This is a genomic window from Psychrobacter sp. ANT_H59 (assembly GCF_008369225.1).
In the GTDB taxonomy this organism is placed as follows: domain Bacteria; phylum Pseudomonadota; class Gammaproteobacteria; order Pseudomonadales; family Moraxellaceae; genus Psychrobacter; species Psychrobacter cryohalolentis.
In genome coordinates, this window is sequence record NZ_VOBE01000001.1 from 1 (window position 1) to 20,932 (window position 20,932).

Annotated in this window: 11 protein-coding genes and 1 pseudogene; 4 read left to right on the top strand and 8 right to left on the bottom strand. The window is 43.2% G+C overall.

The window, feature by feature from the left end:
- Window positions 1-612 (top strand): annotated as a pseudogene (locus FQ083_RS00005) (DNA polymerase III subunit gamma/tau); the annotation flags it as partial.
- A 233-nt stretch (window positions 613-845) separates the two neighbouring features.
- Entirely contained in the window at window positions 846-1,745 is a 900-nt protein-coding gene (locus FQ083_RS00010) for a LysR family transcriptional regulator (RefSeq protein WP_011513737.1), read from the top strand.
- 102 nt (window positions 1,746-1,847) lie between these two features.
- Here the strand turns inward: FQ083_RS00010 and FQ083_RS00015 are convergent, their stop codons facing one another.
- Together FQ083_RS00015 and FQ083_RS00020 are read right to left on the bottom strand one after the other, a co-directional pair.
- Complete coding sequence (locus FQ083_RS00015; protein WP_020443573.1) at window positions 1,848-3,029, bottom strand: aspartate aminotransferase family protein; 1,182 nt, start codon at window positions 3,027-3,029, stop codon at window positions 1,848-1,850.
- A gap of 56 nt (window positions 3,030-3,085) precedes the next feature.
- Window positions 3,086-3,283, bottom strand: coding sequence for a DNA gyrase inhibitor YacG (locus FQ083_RS00020; RefSeq protein WP_020443572.1), 198 nt, complete (start codon window positions 3,281-3,283; stop codon window positions 3,086-3,088).
- A gap of 210 nt (window positions 3,284-3,493) precedes the next feature.
- On the opposite strand from FQ083_RS00020, the gene FQ083_RS00025 reads away from it, so the two are divergent.
- Window positions 3,494-4,159 carry a DUF938 domain-containing protein gene (locus tag FQ083_RS00025; protein WP_149408236.1) on the top strand — a complete coding sequence of 222 codons (666 nt, stop codon included), beginning with the start codon at window positions 3,494-3,496 and terminating at the stop codon, window positions 4,157-4,159.
- A gap of 160 nt (window positions 4,160-4,319) precedes the next feature.
- On the opposite strand, the gene FQ083_RS00030 is transcribed toward FQ083_RS00025, so the two are convergent.
- On the bottom strand, window positions 4,320-5,714 hold the full coding sequence (locus tag FQ083_RS00030; protein WP_188004040.1) for an ABC1 kinase family protein: 1,395 nt from the start codon (window positions 5,712-5,714) through the stop codon (window positions 4,320-4,322).
- 297 nt (window positions 5,715-6,011) lie between these two features.
- The gene (gene purD, locus FQ083_RS00035; RefSeq protein WP_149408781.1) at window positions 6,012-7,337 is read right to left on the bottom strand and encodes a phosphoribosylamine--glycine ligase; all 1,326 of its coding nucleotides are present in this window, start codon (window positions 7,335-7,337) and stop codon (window positions 6,012-6,014) included.
- A 447-nt stretch (window positions 7,338-7,784) separates the two neighbouring features.
- Between purD and FQ083_RS00040 the strand changes: the two genes are divergently transcribed.
- Window positions 7,785-12,644 (top strand): NAD-glutamate dehydrogenase, encoded by a 4,860-nt coding sequence (locus tag FQ083_RS00040; RefSeq protein WP_149408238.1) that lies wholly within the window; start codon window positions 7,785-7,787, stop codon window positions 12,642-12,644.
- 163 nt (window positions 12,645-12,807) lie between these two features.
- Here FQ083_RS00040 and FQ083_RS00045 read toward each other — a convergent pair whose 3' ends face one another.
- From FQ083_RS00045 to FQ083_RS00060, 4 genes are all read right to left on the bottom strand, one after another.
- Entirely contained in the window at window positions 12,808-16,719 is a 3,912-nt protein-coding gene (locus FQ083_RS00045) for an AAA family ATPase (RefSeq protein ID WP_149408239.1), read from the bottom strand.
- 72 nt (window positions 16,720-16,791) lie between these two features.
- Window positions 16,792-18,330 carry an exonuclease SbcCD subunit D C-terminal domain-containing protein gene (locus FQ083_RS00050; RefSeq protein WP_149408240.1) on the bottom strand — a complete coding sequence of 513 codons (1,539 nt, stop codon included), beginning with the start codon at window positions 18,328-18,330 and terminating at the stop codon, window positions 16,792-16,794.
- 136 nt (window positions 18,331-18,466) lie between these two features.
- The gene (gene cysG, locus FQ083_RS00055; RefSeq protein WP_133104651.1) at window positions 18,467-20,038 is read right to left on the bottom strand and encodes a siroheme synthase CysG; all 1,572 of its coding nucleotides are present in this window, start codon (window positions 20,036-20,038) and stop codon (window positions 18,467-18,469) included.
- A gap of 240 nt (window positions 20,039-20,278) precedes the next feature.
- Window positions 20,279-20,917 carry a phosphoadenosine phosphosulfate reductase family protein gene (locus FQ083_RS00060; RefSeq protein WP_011513727.1) on the bottom strand — a complete coding sequence of 213 codons (639 nt, stop codon included), beginning with the start codon at window positions 20,915-20,917 and terminating at the stop codon, window positions 20,279-20,281.
- Window positions 20,918-20,932: the final 15 nt, after the last annotated feature.

The window sequence follows — 20,932 nt, forward strand, 5'->3', positions numbered from 1 at the left end:
GAACCCGTTGTTGAACCCGTTGTTGAACCCGTTGTTGAACCCGTTGTTGAACCCGTTGTTGAACCCGTTGTTGAACCCGTTGTTGAACCCGTTGTTGAACCCGTTGTTGAACCCGTTGTTGAACCCGTTGTTGAACCCGAGGTAAATGATTCTCAATTATCAATTCAATCTGAAGACCCTCGGGCGCTTCTACGTTGTCCGCCGCAAGAATTGATAGGTGAGTGGACACCAGAAAAATGGGACTATTGGCTACAAACTGCTCGTGAAGCCGCTAGTTTGGCTCAAGATGAATTGGCGCTTGCCCGTCAAGGTATGATGACAGGCAGCTGTAATGCCGAAGCCATCTTTGTCACAGCAGTCGATAGTAAGCATTTGCAGGCAACCTTTGAGCAGCTAGCGACAAAGATGCAGGTACAATTCCCTGATGCCGCCATCAGTTTACGAATTGATAGCAGTATCGCGCAAGCCGATGATAAAACCCCAGAGCGTCGTCAACAAAAACGTCTCGTTGAGGCTAAAACAGTGGCAGAATCAAGATTGTTTAATACGCCAGTGATGCAATATTTAACCGAGCGCGGCGAAGGCAAAATGGGCAAGGTTCAGTTATATTAAACAGTCATACATTTATTAATTGATAGTTTATAAAAATTGGCACTTTATTAAAATATTGTATCTATTAAAAAATCAAGGTGATATTGATCTATCATCTTGATTTTTTTACCTTTATTTATTAAGGAACACTCACATCTTACTCTGAGTTTAATATTAAAAAACTGTAAGATTTATCATTATCCGCTATAATGGTTAAGTTATATTAACAACTAAAAAGCAGCTTGGATGAGAATATGTTAGATAATTTACGTGGTATGGCTGTGTTTGCTAGTGTGGTCGGACACGGCTCCTTTAGTGGTTCAGCCCGTGAGCTTGGTATCACCACCAGCGCCGTCAGTCAGCAAATACGTTCTTTAGAGAACGAGCTTGGTGTGGTGTTATTACATCGCTCAACCCGTAAGCTCAGCTTAACAGAAGCGGGTGCTAGCTTTTATGAAGCGGCAAAAGATGTGGTAAGTGCGGCAGAGCAAGGTCGAATTAAAGTCAATCAATTACGTGATGAATTGGCAGGTAGTTTGCGTATTGCAACAACGCCAGAGCTTGGTGTCAATCATATTTTGCCAGCACTATCGACTTGGATGTCAGCGCACGATGATCTTAGTATCACCTATTTTGCAGATAATAATTATATTGATATGATTGATGAGCGAATCGATATTGCGATACGTATGAGCCCCAATATCAACGACTCAACTGTTAGCAATCATCCGTTATCTGATGTGCGTCAAATGTTGGTCGCTTCACCACAATATTTACGTCAGCATAAGAAAATCGAAACGCCGAAAGATTTGGCAGATCATCATCTTATCTGTATTGATATCATGAAGGATACAAATAATGTTGAGCTTACTCAGACTGAGACTGGTAAAAAAACACGTATCAAAATGACGTCGCGTATCCATACCAATAATGTCTTTATGGCAATGACCATCGCCAAAGAAGGTCATGGTATTCTTAGAATGATGGAAATGGATGTCAAAAAAGAGCTAGAATCGGGCAACTTGGTCGAAGTTTTGACCGGCTACCAGATGCCAAGTTTTGTACTATATGCTGTAACCTTAAACCGTGAGCAACAGCCTGCAAAAATCACGCGCTGCTTAGAGGTATTAAAAAAATACTTTCATGCAAACTAAGGTTTAGTTTATTTAAATGATAATAAAGCTGATTGATTAATAATGAAAAAAGCCTATAGACAAATTATCTATAGGCTTTTTATGTTTTGGTTAAACAGACGTTTAAAACGAGGGTTTTAGTAAATTAACCAAGCGTTCAACCACTTGTGAGCTTGCATCACGGCTCATATTAAGTGGTGGTAGCAAACGAATCACATGACCGCCTGTGATATTGATGATAAGTTTCTGCTCATCACGAGCACGATCGACAAGCTTGCTACAGTCCATGTCTTCAGGCAGGGCAATGCCAATCATCATCCCAGCGCCGCGACTGCTGACGCCATATTGTCCAAATGCATCAACCATGCTATCACGAATAAACTGTCCCTCGTTGACGGCGTTTTGCATGATATCACTGTTCGCCAATACGTCATATACGCTATGTACCACACGACTGGCTAACGGTGTGCCGCCATAGGTTGAGCCATGACTACCAGCTCCAAATAAGCCATTGGCGCGACCACGTACCATACAGGCACCGACAGGGAAGCCATTACCTAAGCCTTTAGCCGTCGTTAATACATCAGGGCGTGCGCTGCTATGCTGATAAGCAAAATACTTACCTGTTCGTCCATTGCCGGTTTGCACTTCATCGAGCATGAACAGCCAATTATGTGTATCGCATACGGCTTGTATCTGCTCAAGGTAAGTAAAGCCGTTAGCTGCCGTATTAAGACCACCTTCACCTTGAATAGGCTCTACGAATACCGCGCAAATATCCTCATAGTCATGAACTGCTTGTTCAATGGCGGCAATATCCCCAAATGGCACACGGATAAAATCATTATCTAAAGTGTAAAAGCCTTCACGCGCTTTGGGGTTGGCAGTTGCTGATAATGATAATAAGGTACGACCATGGAAAGATTGCTCCATCACAATGACTTTTGGACGCTTAAATCCTTGCTGATACGCGTATAGACGCGCCAATTTTAGTGCTGCTTCATTTGCTTCAGCGCCACTATTGGCAAAAAATACACTGTCCATTTGCGCGGCATTACATAATGCTTCACCAGCACGCTCTTGCCAGTCTATACCAAATAAATTACTGGTATGAACCAATGTTGCTGCCTGCTGTTGAATAGCTTCGGTTACTTGTGGATGGCAATGTCCTAAACCACATACCGCGATACCAGTCAATGCGTCTAGATAAGGCGTCTCATCTTGAGTATAGAGCCAGCTTCCTGAGCCGCGGGTAAAACTGATAGGTTGACGAAGATAAGTGGGCATCAGGTAAGTAGCAGACATGTGCAGCATCCTTGGAATCATAAAGTGATAAAAGTAAGAGGGTAAAGGGCTTAATACTATAGCTCATCAGAGAACGGCGTGGACTCAGCAGGCAATGTATAGTCTTCGTTTGCCCATGCGCCAAGATCGATCAGCTTACAGTGATGACTACAAAATGGCTTATATTTATTATCTTGCCATGTGGTTTGCTTACCGCATTCTGGACAAGGATACGTTTTAGGTGAAGGGCTGGCGTTAGAAGTAGATTCGGTCATAATAAAAGTAGAGAGATCCTTGGTTTTATCAACAAAGTATCCTCAAAAAGTAAGCAATGATTGATTTTAAAATCATTGCTCTAGTAATCTGATTGAGAAAGCTATTTGTCGATGAGTAATCGATATCGTGATATTACTATGGGGTTGCATTGACTATATAATAGCATGCAGCCGAATAATGACAAATGACAAATATTTTAAGGACAGCAAATGACTGACAACCTTGAGCTTTCACATCAGCAAGAGCGGGCATTTCAACCTCAACGACTCTCAGCACCACGTGATTTTGTGATGCCAGACGCAGCACTTAAACCTAAAACATCACTCGTTTTGGAGATTGGCGCAGGGAAGGGCAAGCATGCCTTAAGCTTTGCCATGCAAAACCCTGATAAGCATCTGATTGCGATTGAGCGTACTCGCAATAAGTTTGAGGCATTTGAAAAATTGGCAGCGCAGCAGAATTCTGCCAATTTGACCGCTATTCATGCTGATGCAATTGCATGGATCGTACATGCAATTGCGCCAAATAGTATCGATAGTATCTATATCTTATATCCCAATCCTGAGCAGCACAATCCCAATCAACAATGGCTTAATATGCCGTTTTTTGAGTTTTTACTGTCACGTTTACAGGTAGACGGGGAGATAATATTGGCAACCAACATCGAAACATATATGGACAATGCTGAGCATCAAGCAAATGAGGTATGGTGTTTGCCCAATACGCGTAGTCAGGTTGCAAGCAGCAGTCAGCGTACACATTTTGAAGTTAAATACTTAGCACGGCAAGAAACCTGTTGGGAGTTAAGCATGAAGAAGCCTGAAGGTTATCAAACCAGATTCGATAAGTGGATGAAAGCTGATATAAGTGTTTAAGATAATAGCCTAAGCAAAAAATAAAAGAATTACATTTCCTATCAAGCGCTAAGGTTAAGTTAAAACTGTAAAATAGCCTAAGCAAATAAAATCATAATAAATAAAACCGCCCCTAAAAAGGCGGTTCAAAAATCTGTTGAGTAGGTACGTTGAAATAAGTTTATAAAAACGGTTTTACTAAATTATTAGAATCCGTACGAGCATCAAGCACAGTCAAAAAAGTATAAGCACCGATAAATTTCCGACTGATAAACATAAACTCTTTAGGTGGTAGATTGAACTCGAAAGACTGCATCGCTTGTGTCGCATCATTTGAGAGGCGAGTATGCAGCTTACTGTTAGCCCAAATATAGCGCTGTTGGTAATCTAGACAATTAGCAGGCATATCCGTGTTTATCACAGGCTCACTAAAAGGTTCAGTTGCCAACAAAAACAATGAGGCGATATCTGAACGTACTTTATCACTCATGGTATCAAAAAAGTCATAACCAGTCATGGCACTCATCATAGATTGATGATCATGATAATAACCGGCACGTAATAAATTATGAGCAATCGTCAATAAGTTATTATCGAACTGCCGAATCGCGCCAAAATCTAATAAGACCAGTTTATCAATTTCAGTTTCGTCGCGTGCGACACGGACAAGGTAATTACCAAAGTTTGGATCCGTTTGCATCTCACCCCAAACGAAAATCTCTTGTATCATGATTTCAATAGCCGCCTGACCGATGGCGTTTCGACGCTCAAGAGGGAGTAGTTGCAATGCGTCAGAAACCACACTGATACCCGGCTCATAAGACATACAAAGTAAGCGTTTGGTCGAATAATGGCGGTTAATTTTAGGTACAACATAACGTGCATCGTCAATCAAACGGTTATAGAACCGCTCTGTTGTGTCAGCTTCCGCCTCATAGTCGACTTCATGATGTAATAAATCACGTATCTCTTCAAACCATGCATCGAGTGAACGGGTTTGTGGAACGATATTACTCACCTTTAATAGGCTCTTAAATAAAGCCAAATCAGAGTTGATCGCATCAGCCACACCCGGATATTGAATCTTTAATACCACTTGCTCACCCGTGGCTATGACGGTTGCACGATGAACTTGGGCGAGGGATGCTGTACCAATAGGAACAGGGTCAACCTGAAGATCCTGCAGCTTATTGCCCAATAAATCCTGTAAATTCTGCTCGATTTTTGGCCATGCAAGTGTCGCTGTATCATCATTAAGCGTTTGTAAGGCACGGGTAATCTCAGGTGGCAAGATATGCTCACCATAAATCGCCAGCATTTGACCAATTTTCACGACAGAGCCTTTTAATTTACCAAGCTCTTCTGCCAAATAATGCGCCTGTTCTTCCATAAAAATCTGGTTACGTGCTGTACGTGCTTCTTTATTAAGAAACATACCAGACACGCTATTACCTGCCCAACGTCGACCGATGTTCAATGAGGTTTTGGCAATCGACATACGACGATCAAACCCCGAGGTTTTTAAATTATCGATAGACTGCTTATTATTAGAAGACCTAGAGGTATTGTTTGCCATAGATATCGTCATTTCATCGAGTTGGTATTGATTTGTGGGTGATGTACCTACAATACAAGGGAGATGTGCTATGAGTGTACAGAATTGTATCATATAAAGAAGGCAGGTTTTGCAGCTTAGCCAAGCGACGTTATTTACTTTGTAATTTAGGCTACATGCTGAAATTCTTAAGCATTTTTTGCCTATTAGTTTTAGCAGCCTTTAAAAACTATAACCCATCAAAAAATTCAACCCAGCATCACGCTAGGTCGAATTTATCAAAAGTCGCTATAGGTAGGTGCTACTTATCACTACTATTTAAATGTTTTCACGAGCAATAGCATGATGACCGATATCACGGCGATAATGAGCACCATCAAAACTGATAGCAGCAGTGACCGTTAATGCTGCTTGCTGTGCATCTGAGATGCTATCTGCTAATGCAGTCACACATAATACGCGACCGCCATTGGTCACCACTTCTTTCTCATTGCTAGGAGCATTTTCATGAGAAAAAGCCGTGCCCGCATGAAAGACTTTTACCGAATTTTGATTGTCACTATTTAATTCTGGCAAGCCTGCAATCACATCACCTTTCGATGAAGTTTCAGGATAGCCTTTTGAGGCGATGACAATACCAAGGGCAGGGCGCTCATCCCAATTGGCTTCGCTCGGTAATTTACCTTCGAGTCCTTGTGCAACCAAATCAACCATCGACGATTGCAGGCGCATCAAAATAGGCTGCGTCTCCGGATCGCCAAAACGGCAGTTAAACTCAATCACATACGGGTCGCCCGCATCATCAATCATGAGTCCAGCATATAAAAATCCGGTATAAGGATGACCGGCAGCTTTCATCGCATCTACAACAGGCTGAATCACTTGTGCCATGACTTTATCATGAACCTCTTGAGTGACAACTGGCGCAGGAGAGTATGCACCCATTCCGCCTGTGTTTGGACCCGCATCACCTTCAAAGGCACGCTTATGGTCTTGGCTGGTTGCCATGGGTAAGATGTTTTCACCATCGACCATACAGATAAAGCTGGCTTCCTCGCCTTGCAAAAACTGCTCAATCACCACGCGGCTACCGGCATCGCCAAATTTATTATCTGCCAACATATCGTCAATGGCTTCATGCGCCTGTTTGATCGTCTCAGCAACAATGACCCCTTTACCGGCAGCAAGACCATCCGCTTTAATTACAATAGGTGCGCCTTGCCCATCGATATAAGCCTTTGCCGCTACTGCGTCGGTAAAGCCCTGATAAGCCGCCGTTGGGATATTGTTTTGTTCCATGAATTCTTTGGCAAAAGTCTTTGAGCCTTCTAACTGCGCGCAATACGCTGTTGGACCCCAAGCTTTGATGCCAGCAGCACGACAAGCATCGACAATGCCTGTTACCAACGGTGCTTCTGGACCAACGATGACCATGTCGATAGCGTTATTCTGACAAAACTTGATAACAGCGCTGTGCTCGCCTGCATCAGTGGCGTCTTCCAAAGTGACGTTTTGGCATTTGGGTTCAAGGGCGGTGCCAGCATTACCAGGCGCGATATAGATATTTTTTACATTATTATCTTTTGCGCACTGCCATGCTAGTGCGTGTTCACGACCACCTGAACCAATCACCAAAATATTCATCATACCTCTTGCCCTTAGCATTAAAATTCATAATAAGTGAGTTAATAGCGAGCCAGCAAAATACTGTCCAATATTCTGCGCTATTCTAACAAAAAAATGCTGCCATTGTCATGACTATGTGTCATAGCTATGCGCCTGTCCGTCTATATTCAGCCGTATCAAATCACAATCGTCTCATTAGTAAATGTTATCGACATCTCACTGATTCATGAAATGATGTTGTACGCTTTAGCTATGACAGCAGGTGCGTTACAATTCCACCTGAGAGATAGCCTTGAGTGAAATTATTTACTCATAGACCTGTTAAACCTCACAAAATAGTTCGTATAGCGGGAGTCAGACAAACCATGATTGCTAATGATCAATAAGTTCAAACTTAATTATTCACAATACATAAGACATAACACCTAAATAAGAAGCTTATAAAAAAGCGCAAGGACAAAGGATATGCCAAACTCTCTAAATATCGCAAAAGAGCGGATCAGCCAGATAAGCGATATTGCCACCAGTTATGTACAAGCGGACAAATCATTATTTGATCACTTTATTCATAGCTACTATCAGCCATTACACCAAGAGACTGCAAAGGACATCAGTAATGCTGATTTGGCTGGGATGGCGCTGCATCATTTTACGCTATTAAAAGCCTATGATCGTAGCCATCCGCAGCTTGCCATATTAAACCCCATTGCAGAAGAGCAGCATTTTCACAGCTCACATACCGTTATCCAAATCGTTGCCTATGACCGACCATTTTTGGTCGACACGCTATTGATGAGTCTTGAAGAGCAAGGCATCGATGTGCATCGTACTTATCATATCATCGTCAATGTCGAACGCGATGAAAATGGCGCGATCACTAAAGTTGAAAGTGCTCAAGAAAGTGGCACCTCACACATGTCTTTGATTCATTGTGAAATCTCTTATCAAGACAATGATGAATTGGCGGCATTAAAACAGATGCTGCTGGCAAAAGTAGACACCCTTGATGTCGTCGTTGATGACTGGCAGCAGATACGTGCCAAGCTAACCGATATAAAAGCGGAACTTGCTACAAAAACACTGCCGGAAGTATTTTACTCTCAACAAGAGATTCAAGCATTTTTAGATTGGGTCTTGGACGATCACTTTATCTTTTTGGGATATCGAGAGTACCGCTTAGAAGACGGGCACAGAATCGAGGTTAATAATGCTGGCAATATAGCCAACCAAGACGACCGTAGTGATTTAGATTTATTTTCTATTGGTAATAGTGGGCTCGGGCTATTACGTGGCGGTAGTGAAGACCAGCTTTCAAAAAGCTTTGACGAGCTGCCAAGCAATCTAAAAAGACTGCTAACAGCGCCGCAAGTATTGGTATTGTCAAAATCAAGCCGAGTATCGCCAGTACACCGCCCAGTTTATATGGATTTTTTGGGCATTCATAAGTTTGATGATAATGGAAAGCTCATCGGTGAGCATCGTTTTATTGGTCTTTTTACAGCGCAAGCTTATCAACTAAGCGTGCAACAAATTCCATTATTACGCGAAAAATCCAATAAAATCATGGCGATGGCAAAACTACCACGTGATGGTCATGCGTATCATAAAATGATGCATATCATTAATACCTTGCCGCGCGATGACTTGTTTCAAGCCAGCATTGAAGATCTTTACCCAACAGTACTAGGAATTAGCCAACTACAGGACAAAAAAAGCCTGCGCTTATTTTGCCGTATCGATCATTACCAGCGTTTTGTTTCCTGCTTGGTCTATATTCCGCGTGATAAATTCAATACCGAACTTCGCATCAAGGTACAGAACGTCCTAAAAGAAGCCTATGGTGGTACATCTTCAGGCTTTACAACGGAGTTTAATGAATCTGAACATGCCCGCGTCCATGTACATGTCCGTACAGTGCCAGGTCAAGTACATGAGGTGGATACCGCTGCGCTCCAAGCCAAGCTGTCTTTTTTGATGCAGTCGTGGAGTGATAACTATCAAAAAATGCTGCTGGATAATGTCGGTGAGCAACATGCCAATGCTTTGACGCGCAGATTTTTAAGTTATATCCCTGCCGCTTACCAAGAGCGATTCGATGCACGTACTGCCGTTGAAGATACCAAGCGTTTGGCTGGACTTAGCGATGAGCAGCCGATGATTTGGCACTTATATCAATCGACAGGTGACGCAAGCAATCAGTTGCATTTAAAGCTATATGGTCGTCAAAAAGCAGTTATCTTATCTAAAGTCTTACCCGTACTAGAGAACTTCGGGGTATCAGTTATCTCAGCGCAGACCTATGAGTTTGATTTACCTGAGCAACCTATTTGGATGCAGGAGTATGAGCTGGTCTTAGAGCACGTTGATACCATTGATATGCAAGTGGTGCGTGCACAGTTTGAAGACAGCTTAAAGCAAATTTGGGCAGGACAGGTTGAGAGTGATTCGCTTAACGAATTGGTATTGACCACCAAATTAGATACTTATGATGTGGTGGTACTGCGCGCCTTGTCACGCTATATGATGCAAGCGAAAGCACCATTCTCAAATGTCTATATTCAACAAACTATGGTCAAAAACAGTGACATCAGTGTCGCATTAGGCAGTTTATTTGATGCACGAATGAATCCTAACTATAGTGAAGAGGAACGTGCCAGCAAAACCAGCCAGATTCGAGCACAGATTACCACCGCATTAGCAGGTGTCAGTAGCTTGGATGAAGACCGTATCTTCCGCTGGTACTTGGATTTAATTAACGCCATGGTACGTACCAACTTTTATCAGAGAGAGGCGAATGGGCAGCGTAAAGATCGTTTGTCCTTTAAGTTTCTGGCAGCAGATATTCCAAATCTACCCAAGCCTAAACCAATGTTTGAGATATTTGTCTATTCACCACGCGTTGAAGCAGTGCATTTGCGTGGCGGTAAAGTCGCTCGCGGCGGGCTGCGTTGGTCTGATCGTATGGAAGATTTCCGTACTGAAGTACTTGGACTCGTTAAAGCACAAATGGTCAAAAACGCCGTTATCGTACCGGTTGGCTCAAAAGGCGGCTTTATCGTTAAAACCAAAACGATGGCAGATGGTCGTGATGTGTTCCAAGCTGAAGGTATTGCCTGCTATCAGACATTCCTTCGCGGTATGCTTGATGTGACCGACAATATCGTCGATGGTGCGATTGTCCCGCCAGCCAATACCGTACGTCATGATGAAGATGATCCGTATTTGGTGGTCGCTGCCGATAAAGGTACGGCAACCTTTTCTGATATCGCCAATGCTTTGTCTGCTGAATATAACTTTTGGCTCGATGATGCCTTTGCTTCTGGTGGCTCGGTTGGTTATGACCACAAAGCAATGGGCATTACCGCCCGCGGTGGTTGGGAGTCAGTCAAGCGCCACTTCCGTATGCGCGGCATGGACATTCAAAATCGCGATGATTTTACCGTCGTGGGCATTGGTGATATGAGCGGTGATGTTTTTGGTAACGGTATGCTCAGATCAACTCATACCAAACTGGTTGCTGCCTTTAACCATCTGCATATTTTCATTGACCCAAATCCAGATACAGCAGCGTCTTTTGCAGAACGCGAGCGCTTATTTAACTTACCTCGTTCGTCATGGGAAGATTATAGCCAGTCTCTCATTAGCCAAGGCGGTGGTATTTTCTCACGTCAAGACAAGACCATTGCTATCAGCTCTGAAATGAAAGCGGTTTTTGATATCTCAGATGACAGCTTAGCACCCAATGACTTTATCAGCGCATTGCTAAAATCGCCAGTAGATCTCATTTGGAATGGTGGTATCGGTACTTATGTGAAAAGTAGTGAGGAGAGTCATGCCGACGTAGGTGATCGTGCCAATGATGCCGTACGTGTCAACGGTGGCGAATTACGTGCGGCTATCGTCGGTGAGGGGGGTAACCTAGGGTTCACACAGCAAGGTCGTATCGAATATGCCCAAATTGGTGGACGCATTTATACCGATGCTATCGATAACTCAGGCGGCGTCAACTGCTCAGATCATGAAGTCAATATCAAAATCTTACTTGGCAAAGTGGTTGAGCAAGGTGATATGACGTTGAAGCAGCGTAATGAGCTTCTTGAAAGCATGACCGAGACCATTAGCGAATTGGTGCTGCGTCAGAACTATCTGCAACCGCAAGCCATTGAGCTGAGTCAAATCCGAGCAGCTGCAAACTTAAGCGATCATCAGCGCTTTATTCAGATGTTAGAAGCAGAAGGGCGTCTAGATCGAGCGATTGAGTATTTGCCATCAGATGAAGAGATTGCTAAACGCCAAAAATCTGGCACAGGTCTAACCAATCCTGAGCTAGCAGTTGTGATGGCTTACGGAAAAATGTGGGTTTATGACAACTTACTGCTCTCAGATTTACCGGATGCGCCGTATTTCGTTAATGAATTACGCAAATATTTCCCCGATGAGCTGGCATCAAAATTCTTTGATGAGATGACTGAACACCGTTTACACCGTGAAATCATCAGTACGTATATGACCAATAGTGTGGTCAACCGTCTGGGTATCGAAGCATTATTCCGTCTGCATGAAGAAACAGGACAAACGCTTGCCACTATCGTGCGCGGCTATGCCATTGCGCGTGATGTGTTCCATGTCTCAAAAGCATGGGAGCTGTTAGAAGCACTTGATAATCAAGTCGATGCTACTTTGCTGCTTGAGCTTGAACTGCGTCTGCGCGATGCACTCGAAAACGGAGTAGTCTGGTTTATCAATGCCTTTGGACAAGATTTGCAAGTGGCTGATATGATTAGCCGTTTTGAAGACAGTGTCGAAAAGCTAACCAAATCAGGCGGATTTATTGAGCAGCAATTTTCACAATACTTGCAAGCCGATACCACAAGATTGATAGAAGATGGTCTCTCTATCAATGATGCATCGATGTTTGCAATGTTGCCATACCATGTTGATGCCCTTGATGCTGCCCTCTTAGCAGAGCAGTACGAACGTCCGGTTGATGAGATTGCCACTTTATACTTTGAGGCCTATCACGTTTTGCAGCTTGATTGGATGATTGATAATATTGCTATCTTGCCGCAGCAAGACCACTGGGATCGCCGTGCCCGTCATGCGCTTGCCAATGATGTATCGCGCAGCTTACGTATGCTGATGGAGACGTTATTGACTCAACCTGATGCCATTCAAGCCTTCAGTGATTGGAAGTCGCGTCATGCTATCCAGCTTGCCGGCGTTACTGCTGAGATGGATAAACTTGATAGCAATAATGATAGCCAAATCAGCCTCTCAACGTTATCCGTCTTGATGAGTGAGTTAAGTGGTTTAGTGACCAAATAGCGAATCGAGTAAGTAAATAGATAGTTTGATTATAAAAAACCACCGTTATTCATTAACGGTGGTTTTTTTATGTTGTTATGCTAAATAGCCGTGCCAGTATCATTTAATAAATGCCTTTAAACGTACTTCTTTATCATATGTCGTCATCAATCCTGCTAACTTATCATACTTGATCCCTCATAACGCGCCGACATCCTTGACCACTGAGTTGGCTAAAGCCGCCAGATATTTTTTCGACCTTTATTTGGGTCAAAATGCGATCTTTTAACGCCTGTACGTGAGAGATAATACCAATCAATTTCCCTTCTTGTTGCAAGCCTGTCAAGGTATCTAGAGCAATATCTAACGACTCTTCATCAAGCGTGCCAAAACCTTCATCCAAAAATAGCGAATCCACACGGATGTTGTGACTGGCCATTTGCGATAGTCCAAGAGCGAGCGCGAGACTGATAATGAAGCCTTCACCACCAGATAAGTTTTTGGTGCTGCGAATATCGCCGCCTTGATAGTTATCAATCACATTAAGCTCAAGCGGATTGCTGTCATCATGAATCAGCAAGTAGCGGTCACTCATCTTTTGTAATTGGCTATTGGCATGGCTAATCATCACTTCAAAGGTTAAGCCTTGAGCAAAGGTGCGATATTTCTTACCATCGGCTGAACCAATTAAAGTATGCAGCTGCTGCCAAACTTGTAATTTCTCTTTTTGCGCATTAATGGCTATAAGCTGCGTTGCTTGTTGACCTTTTTGGTTCTCATTGTCTTTAAGCTTTTGAACAATAGCACCAATCTGTTGGCTGAGCTGATCAATCTCCATCTGAATGTGCTGATGCTGAGCGGCAATCGTTTCTTGGCTGACATTGGTCATAGCAAGGGACAGGTTCTGCTCTAATGATTGCTGGGTGCTATCTAACTGTGACTTTGCCTGCTGCAAGGCGTTATCAATCGCAGTCTTACGCAGATGTAAAGCATCACGCTCTTCTTTAGGCAAGCGCGCATGGATAAAAGCATCTTCATCCACAAACTGCGCCGCTGCTAGATGCTCCATAAATACAGCTTGCTGCGTATTGAGTGCTGCCGTATCCGACTGCAATTCTACCAATAGCTGTCGTTGTCTGCTTTGCAACTGCTCTAATATTTGCTGCGTGCTGTCTAACTGTCTCTGAGCATTTGCCTGCTTGGCTCTTGCGTCATCGACTGCGCGGCGCAGTAATGTATCTTCAGACTCTGTATTTTTATCTGCAAAAACCTCTATTCTTGCGCTCTTGAGCTGCTCAAGAGCGGTATTTTTCTCCACTATCAAGTTTTCGAGGTCTCTTAACGTACTTTCATCAGTGCAGAGCTGAACTTTTTTGGTGTCAATTTGAGCACTCACTGTACTCAAGGTATTGGTTAGCTGTTGCTGGCTGTTTTTTTGCTCATTAAAATGCTTTTTTAGCTGATTGAGCATACTGCGCTGTTGACGTAATCTATCAATATGACGCTCATAGTCGCTGCTATCTAGTACGGTTTTATTATGAATACTAGCGTCCAATTGCTTAAGTGCGCTTTGAATGTCTGTCCTTTGGAAATCAATAGACAAATATTCTGCGTAGTTATCCGCCGGATACTTATCTACCAAAGATAAAATACTGCTAGTAATAGGGGCCATTGCCAAAAAGTTGGCGGCTATCTTTTCTTCAACGGTGTCTGTTTTCTGCGAGTGTAGCTTGATATCCGTCGTCAGGTTATTGATTTTGCTTATCAATACCTGATGCTGCTTTTCATCACTCTCTATAGCAATACTTAGCTCTGACATGCTTTGTGTCAAGTCATCATGTTGAATCAATATATTTTTAAGAGACTGTTTTTGCTCAAGCAGATTTTGTTTGGTACTGTCTAATAAAGATAAAGGGCGTTCAATATCATTATCAGGTTTATTTATATCCACACTCAACTTATGAAGCGGATAAATAATCCCTGCAATCGTTTTGGAATGATTTTTGTTGGCGTCTAATAGTGAGAGCAAACTTTCTTGAATGTCTTTGCCCAACATCTCACATTGCTGCTGCAAAGGGGCTAACTGCTGCTGTTGGTAGTTGATGACTTCGTTCTTAGTAGCATGGTCAATATGATATTTAGACAACGTTTGCTCTAGACTCTCAATGAGTATCTCAAGCTCAGATATTTGCTGCTGGGTCTGCTGCGTCAGCGATAACTCTTGCTTATTGTCAATCTGACTATCTAATAGCGGATGATGTTGACCATAAGGGTGCTCATGCGCACCGCACAAAGGGCAGGGCATACCGTCTTTGAGTTCCACGATGTAATCTTCAAGCCTTGCGACTTTTTGCAATAGATGAAGGTGCGTCTGCTTGTCTTGCTTTTTAAGTTTAGTATTTTGAATATCTGCGCGATGAGTGGCAATTAAGTCGTCTAAGACCATCAATTCTTGATTCAATATTGGTAGCGCGAGATTGATATTATGAACTTGACTGATTCGCTCAGACTGCTGTGTAATCTTAAATATCACTTGCTCAATTTGTGTGATAATTTGATCGATTTGCTCTTGCTCACCGCGCATAATAGCAAGGGGCTGGTTTTGAGTGATGACTGCTTGCTGCTGCTGTAGCTTTAGCAGTTGCTCGCGCCGCTGCGCTACCAATGAGATATCAGTGTCTTGTTGTTTGAATAACCTCTCAAAATCAGCTTGCAGTTGGCAGGCATGGCTATGTTGACTCATCCTAGCGGCTGAAAGCTCAGAGTTCTCTGCTAGTAGCGTCCTTAATCGTTGACAGCTACTATCAAAGATAGTCCTATCGGTATCAAGGTCGATCAGCTCTGGGTGTTTGCCAAAGTACTGGTCAATATTATTTAGCTGATTTTTGGTATCATCGGCAGTTTTCTGATGACTTTGGATGGCATGGCGTAATATCTGTACATTGCCTACCAGTATGTCTTTACGCTGACTGTCTTCCCCTAAGGATTGAGAATGCTGTCTTATATTGCTATCTAATTCGCGTACCTGTGCGATGATAGGCAAGTTTATTTGCAGGTTGTCTGCGGCTTGCTTTTCTAGCGTATTAGCGTCGTCTAAATGACGAGTAGCTTGCGTCAGCGCTTCTTGCTGGGCAGGGATCTGACTCAGTAATCCCTTTTGTTCAATCTCTAACTTCTTTACCGACTCACGACTATAGCTAAGCTCACGAAACTGACTATCAATCTCTAATGCCTTGTTGGCAACGTCTAAACGCCTGGCTTCAGCAATAAAGTCTTGCTGCACTTGCTGGGCGCGTGCGAAATCGCTCTGATAAATAGACAGGTTGCTCTGTAGCTGTTTTACGTTATTTAGCCATTGAAGCTGTTCGCTCAAGGTATTAAAGGTCTGTCGCTGTGTGTTTTGCTGCTGACTTAACGCTTTTAGCTCGGCTGCCAATATATTTTCGTCTTCAATACTTAGCAAAGATAAGCCATCAACGCCTGCCTGCAGTTTACTGAGCGCCTCTTCTTCAAAGCGTTTTTTCTCATGCACATTGAGTGAGATTTTGGCATAGATAGCGGTACCTGTTATTTTCTCTAAAATCGCCGCTCTGTCACCGATATCAGATTTTAAAAAGGCGGCAAAACTGCCTTGTGCCAGCATGATGGAGCGAGTAAATTGGCTAAAATCCATACCAATAAGATCTTGAATATAAGCCGAGGTTTTGGATTTTTTTTCTTCTAAAATCTTGCCAGACTTGACCTCGCTGATCTCATGTTTAATCGGTAGTAAGTTGCCTTTGGCTTTTTTGTGAGCACGGTGTTGATACCATGAACACTGATAACGCTTGGCATCAATCTCGATAATGACTTCTGCGGAGCACTCTCCGGTACCTTGGGTCATGATCTCATTGGTAGAGCCTGTAATATCACCAAGTCTTGGTGTTTGACTGTAAAGAGCCAAACAAATAGCATCCAAAATGGTCGTCTTGCCAGCGCCTGTTTGCCCTGTAATAGCAAAGATACCTTCGTTAAGAAAAGCGGCGTCACTAAAATCAATGTGCCATTCGCCTTTTAAGGAGTTGAGGTTTTTAAGTCTGAGTTCAATTAGGCGCATGGCAGGGTCTTATTTTTATAGATAGTAGTGATAATTTACTGTTCGTTATATCAGGCTGATGAGTTTTAGCTATTATTCAGCTTGAGTATCTGCATGGTGCAGATCATAAACGATTTGCTCATAAGCCTCTCGCAAGGTCAATCTTTGCTCGTCAGGGATGTTATGAGTGGCTAAACAAAGCTCAAATACTTCTTGCTCATTTAAATCTTGTAGCGTTTCAGAGGTTTGTTGTTGATTGAGTACTTTATTATAAGTACGCGTATTTTTTATTTTTAACACCTCACAGGGTAAGCCTTCTACCATCGCTTGAATACTTTCACGCAATTCGCTAACCACCTCATCACCGGTATAGATAATCTCTAACCAGATCGATTCTGTATCAATCAGAGCTTTAATGGTGCTATCAACGGTTTGGTTGATGGTCTCCAAATCACCCGATACTTGCGCTAATTTTTGGAACTTTGGAATAGGCATTGAGATAACTTGCATCTGACGTTCTTTATCATGATGCAACAACTGAGAAGTCAAAGTAGACGTTATATTGGAGGTGGAGTCGCTAGGCTGTATAGCGTCTGTTTGAGTAGAGATTTCTACTTCAACTTTTTTACTCTCAGCACTTCCCGCTGAATCATCAAAGCCAAACAGGTCGTCCATAAACTCAGACGCTTGAATGGCTACCTTTTTAGCAGCTTGCTTGAGTGGCGCTAAAGAAGGCTCGATAGAATCCGCTAATACTTTATCCTCAAAGTCGTTTGCGACTGCGCCAAACTGTATGAGCAATACCTGTTTTTGCTGGCGTGCTTCACCGAAGCCCATTGCAATGGGTGAGCCTGAATAGCGAATGGTTTCACGGCCACCGACGCGCTGCGGTACGTGCAAATGACCAAGCGCCACATAATCAAAGCAGCCATCGAACATATCGGCAGAGACCTTACCAAGCGAACCGACATACAGCTCACGCACACCATCATCGTCGGTAGTGCTGCCACCGGCAGCAAACAGATGACCTGTGGCAATGATAGGGAGATGCCGCTGATGTGCTTTGGCTAATTCAGCTTGTTTGGCTTTGGCAATATCTGCAACTTTATCGTAGTGCGCGCAGATACCAGCGATAACGTTTGCATCTTTGCTCTGAGCTGACTCGCCAGCACTACTACTGCGCACGTCGCGGTCACGCAAATAAGGAACAGCCGCGATAATGCAATGTGGATTGCCGTCTGCATCGTCTAAAACCAAAACTTCATCAGTTAAATCATCACAAGCGGTGCCAACGACATGGACGTTTAAAAACTTAAGGACATTGCTTGGGGCATCTAGAAATGTCGGTGAATCATGGTTGCCAGCGACGATGACAACATGTTGACAGCAAGACTTTGAAACCTTGCCTAAAAATTCATAATACAGCGCTTGGGCTTTATTACTTGGGGTCATCGTATCAAAGATATCACCAGCGACAATAAGTACATCCACTTGCTGCGCACTAATAGTGTTTTGTAGCCAATTTAAAAAGTCGGCAAATTCATCGTAGCGCAGACGTCCATAAAGCCTGCGTCCCAAATGCCAGTCAGAGGTGTGCAGGATAGTAAGAGGGGTAACAGCGGATACAGACATAATGAGGCTTAATGGTGAATAAAAGACAGCCATTATTCTAGCAAGGATTGGAGGATTTTGCTCTGTTGCAATCAGAAAAAAGCCCTACCACTAGATTGGCAGGGCTTTAAATAAAAAGGGGCTTTTAGGGCGCTTTCTAATCAATCACTAACTGCTCAAGACCACCATCTTCTGTTGCCAAATTAGCAATCATAGATAGCGCATGCGCTTGTTGGTTAGGATTTGGTTTTGGTGTCGTAGCAGTACCACCGCGTAACCAGTTATTATCGTTTTCTGAGGTCTTTTTATTATTATACCAAGCCAAATCATGATGTAAGCTTACGACATCACCCATGATGAGTAGAGCAGGCGTAGGTAGTTGATGTTGGGCTTGTAATTCAACGATACTGGCAAGTGTACCCGTTAATACTTGCTGATTGGGCATACTGGCGTTAGAGACGATGGCAATCGGGGTCTCCGCACTACGCCCGGCATCAATCAAACCTTCCGTCAAGCGTGGTAGCGAATGCAGACCCATATAGAATACGACTGTTTCATCAGTATTCAAAAAACTTTTGAAGTTATTATTAGGCGAGCCTGCCTTTAAAAACCCTGTCACAAAACGTACTGACTGCGAATGGTCACGGTGGGTTAGCGGAATACCAGCATAGCTAGCAGCAGCATTGGCAGCGGTAATGCCTGGCACTACTTGATACGGAACATTGTGAGAGCACAGACTTTCAATCTCTTCACCGCCACGCCCAAAGATAAACGGGTCACCGCCTTTTAAACGCACCACACGCCGACCTTCTTTTGCGCTATTAACCAATAGCTCATTGATGCCCAATTGTGCAACGGCATGATTACTGCGTTTCTTGCCCACAAATACTTTATCGGCATCGCGGCGGCACAAATCCAATACTTGCGGTGACACCAGCGCATCATAATAGACAATATCCGCTTGCTGCATCAAGCGTAGTGCTTTAAAGGTTAAAAGCTCTGGGTCACCGGGACCGGCACCAACGATATAGACTTCGCCCATCGTATTTTGGGCTTCTGTTGATTCATCTGTAGCATTTTTTGCAGTGATATTTGCCGCTGTGTTATCTAAATCAGCTTGCAGTTGGGCGATGGCTTCGTTTTCATTACCGGCAAACATCAATTGACTGACTTGACCTTCAAAGGCGCGCTCCCAAAACTGCCGACGTCCAGTCAATGTTGGAATTTTGGCTTTAACCTCACCTCGAAACTCGCCAGCAAGCTTGGCTAATTTACCATAACCTTGTGGAATCAAGGTTTCTAGCCTTGCCCGCAATAAACGTGCGAGTACCGGTGCCTTACCGTTGGACGAGATACCAATCACGATGGGATTGCGATCGACAATGGCAGGGAAGATAAAATCGCATAAATGCGGCGTATCGACGACGTTTACCGGAATGTTGAGTTCAGTGGCATCAGCATGGATTTGGTGATTGAGCATCTCATCGTCAGTGGCAGCGATAATAACGCGCGAATCTGTCATATAGGTTTTATTATAATTCTCATAAATCAGCGCGTGCTTACTATCACTGAGCAAGGCTTGTATCTCATGGCTAATGCTTGGCGCAAGGACAGTGATACACGCGCCAGCACGGCTCAGCAAATCAGCTTTGCGTAATGCCACATCACCGCCGCCAACAATCAGTACTTTACGATCTTCTAATTTAAAAAATAGGGGAAAGGTATTCATAGTATGACCAGTCATTCAATTGAATATATACTGCTATTATGAGTTATCAGTTGCGCAGGCTCACGTAATGTATTGGCATTAGTATATTCGTTTTTGAGATATTAAAAGTAGTTTTTGCTGAGAAAGGGAATAGCAATATAAAATCATGATACTAAAAAAATCCCGCTTAACTCGGTGTAAACCGGTTAAGCGGGATTTTTATGCATTGTATTTATTAAATCACAATTCTGTATTTAGCAATTACAACTGCGTATGCAAGCCACATTCGCGGTGCTCTTCTACCTTAGTTGGATCGAAGTAATCAAACTCATTAGGTAGGTTATGTTCTTCAAGATAAACATCCAAATCGCTATCTGTCTTATCAAACAACGGTGCGACTTTTAACACGCCGTCTTTAGACAAGCTCAGGACATCAAGACCTTGACGGAATTCGGTTTGATCTTTACGAATAGCATTGAACCAAACATCAGGCTTTAGCTCATCTAAAGCGCGGCGGAATGGCTCAAGCTTCACTTGATCGGTGAACTCATCATGTAGTGGGTTATCAATACCAGGGATGCCTTCCATCGTCACGTCACGATGGGCAGCAGTTTGCTTAGGAATATAGGTGATCACGTTTAAATTTAAATCACGAATGACTTTATTGGCAAACTGGTAAGTGGCGTCAGTATTATAGCCAGAATCTACCCACAATACGGTGATGTTAGGGCGCAGCGATGCGACCAAATGCAAAATCGCTGACTCGTAAGGACGGAAGTTAGTGGTAATGATTGGGTTTTTCGCTTGGCTTAATGCCCATTCTACGATTTGTTCTGGCGTTTGACCTTGCAAGTCTTGGTTGGCTTGATCGATATCTAGATTTGGGTGTAATTGGCTCATGGTAGATTCCTTGAT